This window comes from Enterobacter sp. RHBSTW-00994 (genome assembly GCF_013782625.1).
In the GTDB taxonomy this organism is placed as follows: domain Bacteria; phylum Pseudomonadota; class Gammaproteobacteria; order Enterobacterales; family Enterobacteriaceae; genus Enterobacter.
This window is the reverse complement of the sequence record NZ_CP056199.1, coordinates 4,579,971-4,592,283: the sequence shown is the minus strand read 5'-3', so window position 1 is coordinate 4,592,283 and position 12,313 is coordinate 4,579,971. Positions and strand designations below refer to the sequence as shown.

Below are 12,313 nucleotides of genomic sequence, written 5' to 3'. Positions count from 1 at the left end.
AACGCGATGAAAACAAAACTTTCCTGGATATGTGCAGTGGCAGTGGGGATGAGTGCACTTCCCTCCATGGTGGCGAATGCAGCCCCTGAAAATACCGCGGCTACGACTGTGCAAGCGACCGATCAGGTTGTCACCGCTGCATCGACGCCAGCCGAAAACGAGGCGGCTGTTCAGCCGACTGGCGGGGATGCTCAGACCGTTGGACGTGTCCTGCCTGGTGTACGCGGTGCTGATGCGCCAATCGTCGTGGACAACGCCCCGTCCAGGGATGTGAAACTCACCTTTGCTCAGATCGCACCGCCTCCGGGCAGTATGGTGCTACGTGGCATTAACCCTAACGGTGGCGTCGAGTTTGGCATGCGAAGCGATGAAGTGGTGTCGAAGGCGATGTTGAACCTGGAATACACGCCGTCACCGTCGCTGTTGCCGATACAATCGCAGCTGAAGGTGTACCTCAATGATGAATTGATGGATGTCCTGCCTGTTACCAAAGAACAACTGGGTAAAAAAACGCTGGCACAGGTTCCAATCAATCCCCTGTTTATCACCGACTTTAACCGCGTGCGTCTGGAGTTTGTCGGTCACTACCGCGATGTGTGTGAAAACCCTGCCAGCAGTACGCTCTGGGTCGACGTTGGCCGTAATACGTCGCTGCAAATGACCTACCAGTCACTGGCGCTGAAGAACGATCTTTCCGCTTTCCCCATTCCGTTCTTCGACCCGCGTGATAACCGCCCGTTAAACTTACCGGTGGTGTTTGCTGGCTCTCCGGATGTGACCCAGCAACTGGCCGCCACCATTGTGTCCTCCTGGTTTGGTTCCCGTTCTGGCTGGCGTGGGCAGAGTTTCCCGGTTTTGTTTGATACCTTGCCGGACCGTAATGCCATTGTGTTTGCCACTAATGAAAAACGTCCCGCTTTCCTGCGTGACCACCCGGATGTGAAAGCGCCGACGGTTGAAGTCATTAACCATCCTGACAATCCTTACGTGAAACTGCTGGTGGTATTTGGTCGTGATGACAAAGATCTGGTCCAGGCTGCAAAAGGGATCGCTCAGGGTAACGTACTGTTCCGTGGTAACAGTGTAGTGGTGGATGATGTGAAACCTCTGCTGGCACGTAAACCGTACGATGCGCCGAACTGGGTACGTACCGATCGTGCCATCACGTTTGGTGAGTTAAAAACCTATGAAGAGCAGCTTCAGTCTACGGGGCTTGAGCCTTCGCCTATCAACCTTTCACTCAACCTTCCACCAGACTTGTATCTGCTGCGCACTAACGGCATCGATATCAATCTGAACTACCGCTATACCGCACCGTCGGTCAATGACAGTTCGCGTATGGATATCAGCCTGAATAATCAGTTCCTGCAATCCTTTAGTCTGGCCAGTAATCAGGATACCAACAAACTGATGCTGCGCTTGCCGGTACTGCAAGGCTTGCTGGACGGTAAAACGGATGTATCCATCCCGGCGCTGAAACTGGGGGCGGTTAACCAGTTACGTTTTGACTTTCAGTACATGAACCCGATGCCTGGTGGGTCGGTTGACAACTGCATTACCTTCCAGCCAGTGCAGAACCACGTGGTTATTGGCGACGAGTCGACTATCGATTTCTCGAAATATTATCACTTCCTGGCGATGCCGGATCTGCGGGCGTTTGCCAATGCCAGCTTCCCGTTCAGCCGCATGGCTGACTTGTCTGAGTCCATTGTTGTGATGCCAAAAGCGCCAAATGAAGCGCAACTGACGACGCTGCTGGATACCATGGCTTCAGTGGGGGCGCAAACGGGATTACCGTCCATCAATGTGACGCTCACTGACGATGGCAGCCAGATTCAGAACAAAGATGCTGACATCATGGTGATTGGGACTATCCCGGATAAGCTGAAAGACGATAAGCGTATCGATTTGCTGGTGCAGGCCACTCAGTCCTGGGTCAATACCCCGCTGCGTCAGAGTGAATTCCCAAGCATTATGCCTGACAGCGGCGATCGCCAGGCCAACGTCCAGACCCGCGTGACTTCTTCCGGTCCAATGGCCGCGATTGTGGGCTTCCAGTCACCGTACAACGACCAGCGAAGCGTTATCGCGCTGTTGGCTGATAGTCCGCGCGGTTATGAACTGTTAAACAATGCGATGAATGACAGCGGCAAGCGTGCGTCGATGTTCGGTTCAGTGTCGGTCATTCGTGAGTCGGGGGTAAATAGTCTGCGTGTCGGTGATGTTTACTACGTGGGGCATCTGCCGTGGTTTGAACGTCTGTGGTATGCGCTGGCAAACCATCCGGTTTTACTGGCGATTCTGGCGGCAATCAGCGTCGTTCTGCTGGCGTGGGTGCTGTGGCGTCTGCTGCGTATTATCAGCCGTCGTCGCCTCAACCCGGACCACGAGTAACACGTGATGAGAGCCTTTCGCTGGTGTGTTTTGGCTGGACTGATGTTGGCGGCGGTTGATCTTCGCGCCGCCTGCACCTGGCCTGCCTGGGAACAGTTTAAACAGGACTATATCAGCGAGGGGGGGCGCGTCATTGATCCGAGTGATGCGCGCAAAATTACCACCTCCGAAGGGCAAAGCTATGCGTTGTTCTTTGCGCTGGCAGCCAATGATCCTAAGGCTTTTGATCTGCTATTGACCTGGACTCGCGATAACCTGGCTCAGGGTGACTTACAGCAACATCTGCCAGCCTGGTTGTGGGGGCAGAAGGGTAAAGAGACCTGGACTGTGCTCGACACGAACTCTGCGTCAGATGCTGATATCTGGATTGCCTGGTCACTGCTGGAAGCGGGACGTTTATGGAAGAAACCGAACTACACCAGCATGGGGAAAGCGTTACTTAAACGCATTGCCAGTGAAGAAGTGGTGAAAGTACCTGGGCTGGGGTCCATGCTGCTTCCGGGTAAAATCGGTTTTGCTGAAACCGATGCCTGGCGTTTCAACCCCAGTTATCTTCCTCCTCAGTTTGCGCACTATTTCACCCGCTTTGGCGCGCCATGGACCGCTCTTCGTGAAACAAACCAGCGCTTATTGCTGGAGACAGCGCCAAAAGGGTTCTCACCTGATTGGGTGCAGTACCGGAAAAACAAAGGCTGGCAGTTGAACCAGGCAGCGTCCCTGGTGGGAAGCTACGATGCCATCCGGGTGTATCTCTGGGTGGGCATGATGAACGATAACGATCCGCAAAAAGCCCGGCTACTGGCACGCTTTCAGCCGATGGCGACGGTGACGACAAAGCAGGGCGTACCGCCGGAGAAAGTGGATGTGGCGAGCGGAAAACGCACGGGAAAAGGCCCGGTCGGGTTTTCTGCCTCTTTGCTGCCATTTATACAAAACCGTGACGCGCAAGCGGTACAGCGTCAGCGTGTCGCCGACAATTTTCCCGATAATAATGCCTATTACAGCTACGTGCTGACTCTCTTTGGACAAGGATGGGATCAGCATCGTTTTCGCTTCACCGCAAAAGGTGAATTAATACCGGATTGGGGCCAGGAATGCGCAAGTTCACATTAAATTTACTCAGTTTATCGCTTGGCCTTGCGCTGATGCCTTTGGCTCAGGCCGCCAATTCTCCGCAACAGAAACAGCTGCTGGAACAGGTGCATCTGGGTGAGTCAACACAGCGTGAAGATTTGGTACGCCAGTCGCTCTACCGCCTTGAACTGATCGACCCAAACAATCCGGACGTGGTGGCTGCGCGATTCCGCTATCTGCTGCGTCAGGGGGATGTTGCAGGGGCGCAAAAAGAGCTGGATCGTCTTAAAGGACTCGCACCCAGCTCGAACGCCTATAAATCCTCACGTAACACCATGTTGCTCTCGACATCGGATGGCCGTCAGGCGTTGCAACAAGCACGATTGTTAGCCACGACAGGCCATACTCAGGAAGCCATTGCCGCTTACGACAAACTCTTTGATGGCAATCCACCCACAGGGGATTTGGCAGCAGAATACTGGACAGTGGTTGCGAAAGATCCTGCCAGACGTAACACAGCCATCGATCAGTTGAAGAGAATTAACACGAATAATCCCGGTAACACGCAACAACAGGCTTCTCTGGCGCAGTTATTGTTCCAGAATGGGCGACGTGATGAAGGGTTTGCGGTATTGCAGGATATGGCCAAAAGCACCAGTGGCCGTGACCAGGCGTCTGAGCTTTGGTATCAGCAAATTAAAGACCAGCCAACAAGCAGTGCCAGCGTCAATGCACTACAAAAATACCTCAGTGTTTTTAGTCATGGTGACAGCGTGACCGCTGCTCGCTCGCAGCTTGAAGCGCAACAGAAACAGCTCGCCGATCCAGCGTTCCGTGCGAAAGCAGAAGGGTTAGCCGCAGTCGATGCCGGGCAGGGTGGCAAGGCCGTAGCGGAACTGCAAAAAGCGGTCAGCGCGAACCATGCCGACAGTGAAGCCGTCGGCGCACTGGGCCAGGCGTATTCACAGAAAGGCGATCGTGCCCGCGCAGTCGCGCAGTTTGAAAAGGCCATCGCTCTCGATCCGCAGAGCGACAACCGGGGCAAATGGGATAGCCTGTTAAAGGTTAACCGTTACTGGCTTTTAATCCAGCAAGGTGATGCCGCACTAAAAGCGAACAATCCAGGCCAGGCGGAGCGTTATTACCAGCAGGCACGCAACATCGATAATACCGACAGCTATGCAGTCCTGGGGCTGGGGGATGCCGCGATGGTGCGTAAAGATAACGTGGCGGCCGAGCGTTATTATCGCCAGGCATTGCGCATGGACAGCGGTAACAGCAACGCGGTACGTGGTCTTGCAAATGTGTATCGCGCGCAATCGCCAGAGAAGGCCACACAGTTTATTCAGTCCCTTTCTGCCAGCCAGCGTCGCAGCATTGATGACATTGAACGTAGCCTGACGAACGAACAGCTTTCCCAACAGGCAGAACAGTTGGAAAATCAGGGTAAATTTGCACAGGCTGCAGAAATTCAGCGTCGTCGTCTGGCGCTCTCACCAGGCGATGTATGGATCACCTACCGTCTTTCACGCGATCTCTACAGTGCAGGACAGCGCAGCCAGGCGGATACATTAATGCGGCAGCTTGCGAGTCAAAAACCTGGCGATCCGGAACAAGTTTACGCCACCGGGCTTTACCTCTCAGGGAACGATCAGGATCGGGCTGCTCTGGCTCACCTGAATACGCTCCCGCGCGATAAATGGAATGGCAATATTCAGGAGTTGTCAGACCGTCTGCAAAGCAACCAGGTGCTGGAAACGGCAAATCGTCTGCGTGACAGCGGGAAAGAGCAGGAGGCCGAAAACCTGCTGCGCCAGCAACCGGCCTCAACACGAATTGATTTAACCCTGGCTGACTGGGCTCAGCAGCGTGGGGATAACGTTCAGGCACAGGCCGCATACAGCAAAGTCTTGCAGCGGGAGCCAAACAACGAAGATGCGATTCTCGGTCTGACGGAAGTTTATATTGCACAAGGCAATAAAGATGCCGCGCGTACAGAGCTGGCAAAACTGTCTGAGGTGAAAAGCGATCAGCCGCCATCTCTCAATGTACAGCGTCGTGTGGCCCTGGCTCAGGCAGGTCTTGGTGATACCGCTGCGGCTAAGCAGACGCTCAGTAACATTGTTCCGCAGGCAAGGACACAACCTGCCTCTATGGAAAATGCGCTGGTGCTGCGTGATGCCGCCCGTATTCAGGCGCAAAGTGGCGAGCCTCAGCAGGCGCTGGAGACTTATAAAGACGCGATGGTTTCCTCCGGTATTACGACTACGCGTCCGGCAGATAATGACAGCTTTACGCGTTTGACGCGGAATGACGAGAAAGATGACTGGTTGAAACGGGGCGTGCGCAGTGACGCAGGCGATCTGTATCGCCAGCAGGATGTGAATGTCACGCTGCAACACGATTACTGGGGGTCAAGCGGTACGGGCGGGTATTCCGACCTGAAAGCGCATACCACTATGCTGCAAGTGGACGCGCCACTGGCGGATGGGCGTATGTTCTTCCGGAGCGATTTGGTGAATATGGATGCCGGAACTTTTGCCACCAAAGACGGGAAATACGATCCGCAATGGGGTACGTGTGCAAGAACGCCTTGCCATGGCAATACAAATCAGACTGCCAATGGCGCAAGTGTGGCGGTTGGCTGGCAAAACGACACCTGGGCGATGGACATTGGCACAACGCCGATGGGCTTCGATGTGGTGGACGTGGTCGGTAGTCTGGCATACAGCAACGATTTGGGGCCGATCGGTTATACCCTGAACGTTCACCGCCGCCCGATTTCCAGCTCTGTGCTGGCTTTTGCAGGACAACATGATTCGAATACCGACACGACCTGGGGCGGCGTACGTGCCACCGGTGGTGGCGTGAGCATGAGCTATGACAAGGGGGAGGCGAACGGTGTCTGGTCCAGCCTGAATGCGGATAGCCTGACAGGTAAGAATGTGGCGGATAACTGGCGCATCCGCTGGATGACCGGGTATTACTACAAAGTCATTAATAAAAATAATGAACGCCTGACGGTCGGCGTCAGCAATATGCTGTGGCATTACGACAAAGACCTGGGTGGCTATACCCTGGGACAAGGCGGTTATTACAGCCCTCAGGAGTATGTTTCCTTCGCGCTGCCTGTCACCTGGCGCAAACGTACCGAAAACTGGTCGTGGGAATTGGGTGGCTCGGTTTCATGGTCGCATTCGAAAACCAGTGACGGGATGCGATACCCTCTTCAGGGGCTGATTCCGAATGATAATTACGATGCTGACGATAATCTGATGTATGCCGATAAGCATGAGCCTGTAAACGGCAGCAGTTCGTCGGGTACGGGTTACACCGCGAGAGCGATTATTGAACGTCGTGTTACGTCAAACTGGTTCGTTGGGCTGGGCGTTGACATACAGCAGGCGAAGGATTACACACCAAGCCACGCGCTTATTTATGTGCGTTATTCTGCCGCAGGCTGGCAAGGGGATATGGACCTCCCGCCGCAACCGCTCATACCTTATGCGGACTGGTAACCAGAATAATCCTTAATCCATTTGTAAGTCTCTCTTAAAATCTCATCAATCGGGTATACTCAGGCGCACCAGGCTAACTCCCTGGTGTGTCTTGCGCTTCGAGTTCTGTGGAGAGTCATTTTGCGTGTCAGCCGTTCTTTAACTATCAAACAGATGGCGATGGTTTCAGCCGTCACTATGCTGTTTGTTTTTCTATTCTGCGTCATTTTGCTGTTTCATTCCGTACAGCAGAATCGCTATAACACGGCTTCGCAATTAGAAAGTATAGCCCGCTCAATACGCGGCCCGCTCTCAGCCGCGATTTTGAAAGGGGATATTCCCGAGGCGGAAACCATCTTAAAACGCATCCAGCCGACGGGGATTGTCAGCCGTGCGGATGTCGTCTTACCCAATCAGTTTCAGGCGCTACGGATGAGCTTCATTCCTGAGCGTCCGGTTCCGATGATGCTCATGCGGTTGTTTGAGCTGCCAGTGCAAATCTCATTGCCTGTTTATTCGCTTGAGCGCCCGGCAAACCCACAGCCGCTGGCCTATCTTGTACTCCAGGCGGACTCCTACCGTCTGTATAAGTTTGTGATGAGCTGGGTTGCCACGTTGGTAACTACTTACTTACTTTTATCACTCATCCTGAGCGTGGCTCTGACCTGGTGTATTAACCGCCTGATTGTGCACCCGCTGCGCAGTATTGCCAGAGCGCTGGATAATCTCTCGCCTCAGGACCAGGTTGGACATCAACTGGACGTTCCGCGCCTGCATCATGATGATGAAATCGGCATGCTGGTGCGTAGCTACAACATCAACCAACAGCGTGTCATGCGCCAGCAGGATGAGTTGAACAGCAATGCCACTCGCTTCCCGGTATCTGATTTGCCCAACAAAGCCTTTCTGATGGCAATGCTGGAGCAAACTGTGGCGCGCCAGCAGACGACTGCGCTGATGGTAGTGGCATGTGAAACCTTGCAGGACACGGCTGGCGTGTTGAAGGAGAGCCAGCGGGAAGTACTGCTGCTGACACTGGTTGAAAAAGTAAAATCTGTTCTCGCACCGCGTATGGTGCTCACCCAGGTGAGCGGCTATGACTTCGTGATTATCGCGCATGGTGTAAAAGAGCCATGGCATGCGATTACACTAGGTCAGCAAGTACTCACTGTTATTAACGAGCGGTTGCCGATTCAGGGAATCCAGCTGCGGCCAAGTGCCAGCATCGGGATTGCGATGTTCTATGGCGACCTGACGGCTGAGCAACTTTATCGCCGCGCCTTCTCGGCTGCTTTCACTGCTCGTCGTAAGGGCAAAAATCAAATTCAGTTCTTCGATCCGGAGCAAATGGAGAAAGCGCAGCAGCGCCTGACAGAAGAGAGTGACATTCTGACTGCGCTGGATAACCATCAGTTTGCGATCTGGTTACAACCGCAGGTGAACCTGCTGACCGGAGAGGTGAAAAGTGCAGAAGCCCTGTTGCGTATGCAGCAACCCGATGGCTCATGGGAACTGCCTCAAGGGCTGATTGAGCGTATCGAGTCTTGCGGTCTGATGGTGACCGTGGGTTATTGGGTGCTGGAAGAGTCCTGCCGACAGCTCGCCGCCTGGCAAGAGCGGGGTGTCATGATGCCGTTGTCGGTGAACCTGTCTGCATTACAGCTTATGCACCCGACGATGGTGTCGGAGATGCTGGAACTTATCCACCGTTACCGGATCCAGCCTGATACGCTGATTCTGGAGGTGACGGAGAGCCGACGTATTGATGATCCTAATGAAGCTGTCGCCATTCTGAAACCGCTGCGTAATGCGGGTATCCGCATCGCACTTGACGATTTTGGTATGGGGTATGCCGGGTTGCGTCAGCTCCAGCACATGAAAACGCTGCCGGTTGATGTCCTGAAGATTGATAAAACCTTTGTTGACGGTCTGCCGGATGACAGTAGCATGGTCCAGGCCATCATTCAGATGGCGCGAAGCCTCAAACTGCATGTGATTGCCGAAGGGATTGAAACGGAAGCGCAGCGCGACTGGCTTGCCGGGGCGGGTGTTGAGAGTGGACAGGGCTTTCTGTTTGCTCGTGCTGTCCCTGCGAATGTGTTTGAACAGCGATATCTTTTTGGCGAAGACAATAACGCAAACGTGTAATTTTGTTGCTGGCTTGTGCGAGTCAGCTCTAACTTTTTAACATTTGTGTTTCAAATTTGATCTGAGTTTATTTCTGTCCTGTTTTACGGGTGTTATTTTAGAGCCGCAGGTTAACCATAACCTTACAAAGCCTGTGGTTTTTCTTCCCAAGGACACCCTATGAAAACCTCTCTCTTCAAAAGCCTTTATTTTCAGGTCCTGACAGCCATCGCAATCGGTATTCTGCTTGGTCACTTCTACCCGGAATTAGGCGCACAAATGAAACCGCTTGGCGACGCGTTCGTTAAGCTCATCAAAATGATCATCGCTCCGGTGATTTTCTGTACGGTAGTGACCGGCATCGCTGGCATGGAAAGCATGAAGGCGGTAGGCCGTACCGGTGCAGTCGCTCTTCTGTATTTTGAAGTGGTCAGTACCATCGCACTGATCATCGGTCTGATTATCGTTAACGTGGTTCAGCCGGGTGCGGGGATGAACGTTGATCCTTCGACGCTTGATGCAAAAGCGGTCGCTATCTACGCCGAACAGGCAAAAGATCAAGGTGTTGTGGCTTTCCTGCTGGATGTTATTCCAGGCAGTGTGATTGGCGCGTTCGCCAGCGGGAATATCTTGCAGGTACTGCTGTTTGCCGTCCTGTTTGGTTTTGCGTTGCACCGTCTGGGCAGCAAAGGCCAGATTATCTTCAACGTGATTGAAAGTTTCTCTCAGGTCATCTTTGGCATTATCAATATGATCATGCGCCTTGCACCTGTCGGTGCGTTCGGGGCGATGGCATTTACCATTGGTAAATACGGTGTGGGTTCGCTGGTACAGCTCGGCCAGCTGATTATCTGCTTCTATATCACCTGTATTCTGTTTGTGGTGGTCGTGCTGGGGTCGATTGCACGTGCCGCAGGTTTCAATATTTTCAAATTCATTCGCTACATCCGCGAAGAGCTGCTGATTGTACTGGGGACCTCTTCTTCTGAATCTGCACTGCCGCGTATGCTCGATAAGATGGAAAAACTCGGTTGCCGGAAGTCTGTTGTAGGGCTTGTGATCCCGACGGGTTACTCCTTCAACCTGGATGGTACGTCGATATACCTGACTATGGCCGCGGTCTTCATCGCGCAGGCGACCAACAGCCATATGGATATTTTCCATCAAATTACGCTGCTGGTTGTGTTATTGCTTTCATCCAAAGGGGCGGCAGGTGTAACAGGAAGTGGCTTTATCGTTCTCGCGGCGACCATTTCGGCTGTAGGCCACTTGCCGGTAGCGGGTCTGGCGTTGATTCTGGGTATTGACCGCTTTATGTCTGAAGCGCGCGCATTGACCAACCTGGTGGGTAATGGTGTGGCAACAGTGGTTGTGGCGAAGTGGGTTAAAGAGTTAGATCACAAAAAGCTCGACGACACGCTGAATAATCGGACATCTGATAGCAAAACCCAGGGATTATCCTCCTAATCTCCTCACTTATGCCCGCATTCCCTTGTCGGGAAGCGGGCTCCTGCGCATAATAACTGTTCATACCTGTCATAATTCGACAAGATTTTTTTTGGGTATATTTCACTTCTGACCGTGACGTTTTGCTGAACACGCGGTCTAATCGACGTGTTTTCATCGTCATCTTTTAGAGTTCTCCACGTCGTGAGACACTCTTTTTTAACCAGGAATGTTGATCAGGGGTTCACATGCAGGGCACAAAAATTCGACTCTTAACCGGCGGTTTGCTGATGATGGCAGCGGCCAGTTATGTGCAGGCAGATGCGCTCCAGCCAGACCCGGCCTGGCAACAAGGGACGTTGGCGAATGGGTTCCAGTGGCAAGTTTTAGCCACTCCTCAACGCCCCAGCGACCGTATCGAAATCCGTCTGTCTGTGAATACAGGCTCTCTTGCTGAGAGTACCCAGCAGACCGGTTTAAGCCATTTTATTCCTCGGCTGGCGCTCACTCAGAGCGGCAGTTTGCAAGCTGTACAGGTGCGCTCACTCTGGCAACAGGCTATTGATCCTAAGCGCCCGCTTCCTCCTGCAGTGGTCTCTTATGACTACACCATGTTTAATCTGAGTCTGCCGAATAACCGTAATGACCTGCTGAAAGAAGCACTCACCTATTTGTCGGATTCGACGGGCAAGCTGGCAATTACGCCAGATACCGTGAACTACGCATTAAGTAACAGTGACATGGTCGCGACATGGCCTGCTGATACCAAAGACGGCTGGTGGCGTTATCGTCTGAAGGGCTCAATGCTGCTGGGACACGATCCGGCAGAGCCGCTGAAACAGCCAGTGGATGCCGAGCAGGTAAAATCCTTCTACCAGAAATGGTACACCCCGGATGCGATGACCCTGATTGTGGTGGGTAATGTTGATAGCCGTGCGGTTGTTGAACAGATCAACAAGGCGTTTGGTGAACTAAAAGGTAAGCGTGAGACGCCTGCTCCTGTCCCGACGCTTTCGCCGTTGCGTGCAGAGCCTGTCAGTATCATGACCGACACAGTGCGTCAGGATCGTCTCTCCGTCATGTGGGATACCGCGTGGCAGCCAATCCGTGAATCCGCCGCATTGCTGCGTTACTGGCGTGCAGACCTGGCGCGTGAAGCCCTGTTCTGGCACGTTCAGCAGACGCTCAGCAAAAACAACATGAAAGATATTGGCCTGGGCTTTGACTGCCGTGTGCTGTTCCAGCGTGCACAGTGTGCCATTAATGTTGAATCGCCTGGCGACAAGCTGAACGCCAATCTCGGTGTGGTGGCAAAGGAACTGGCGAAAGTGCGTAAAGATGGCCTGTCTGAAGATGAATTCAACGCGCTGGTCGCGCAGAAAAAACTTGAGCTACAGAAGCTGTTTGCAACCTATGCCCGTGCTGATACAGACATTCTGATCAGCCAGCGTATTCGTTCCCTGCAAAATCAGGTGGTGGATATTGCGCCAGAACAGTATCAGAAGCTACGTCAGGATTTCCTGAGCGGTCTGACCGTTGAGATGTTGAACCAGGATTTGCGTCAGCAACTGTCACAAGATATGGCGTTGATTCTGATGCAGCCGAAAGGCGAGCCGGAATATGACATGAAAGCGCTTCAGTCGACCTGGAATTCTATTATGGTCTCGTCGACGGCGTCTGCTCAGAATACTGCGACAGATGATGCGCATCAGGAAGTGACGGATATTCCACAGGGGCAGTAAGCTCTTCACTCTCCCCCTCTCTCTTTTGGAGAG

6 protein-coding genes are annotated in these 12,313 nt (G+C 53.1%); all 6 read left to right on the top strand.

Going from position 1 to position 12,313, the window contains the following annotated elements; all coding sequences use genetic code 11:
* Positions 1-6 precede the first annotated feature (6 nt).
* The gene (bcsB, locus tag HV346_RS21950) at positions 7-2,394 is read left to right on the top strand and encodes a cellulose biosynthesis cyclic di-GMP-binding regulatory protein BcsB (RefSeq protein WP_181621313.1); all 2,388 of its coding nucleotides are present in this window, start codon (positions 7-9) and stop codon (positions 2,392-2,394) included.
* 6 nt (positions 2,395-2,400) lie between these two features.
* On the top strand, positions 2,401-3,507 hold the full coding sequence (bcsZ, locus tag HV346_RS21945) for a cellulose synthase complex periplasmic endoglucanase BcsZ (protein WP_181623855.1): 1,107 nt from the start codon (positions 2,401-2,403) through the stop codon (positions 3,505-3,507).
* Complete coding sequence (bcsC, locus tag HV346_RS21940) at positions 3,489-6,986, top strand: cellulose synthase complex outer membrane protein BcsC (RefSeq protein ID WP_181621311.1); 3,498 nt, start codon at positions 3,489-3,491, stop codon at positions 6,984-6,986. The genes bcsZ and bcsC overlap by 19 nt, the downstream gene beginning before the upstream one ends.
* 120 nt (positions 6,987-7,106) lie before the next feature.
* Complete coding sequence (gene hmsP, locus HV346_RS21935) at positions 7,107-9,113, top strand: biofilm formation regulator HmsP (protein WP_203452647.1); 2,007 nt, start codon at positions 7,107-7,109, stop codon at positions 9,111-9,113.
* Positions 9,114-9,272: 159 nt separating this feature from the next.
* Positions 9,273-10,559: a dicarboxylate/amino acid:cation symporter gene (locus tag HV346_RS21930; protein ID WP_181621308.1), complete on the top strand. Its 1,287-nt coding sequence runs from the start codon at positions 9,273-9,275 to the stop codon at positions 10,557-10,559.
* Between the two features lie 227 nt (positions 10,560-10,786).
* Positions 10,787-12,280, top strand: coding sequence for a pitrilysin family protein (locus HV346_RS21925; protein ID WP_181621306.1), 1,494 nt, complete (start codon positions 10,787-10,789; stop codon positions 12,278-12,280).
* Positions 12,281-12,313: the final 33 nt, after the last annotated feature.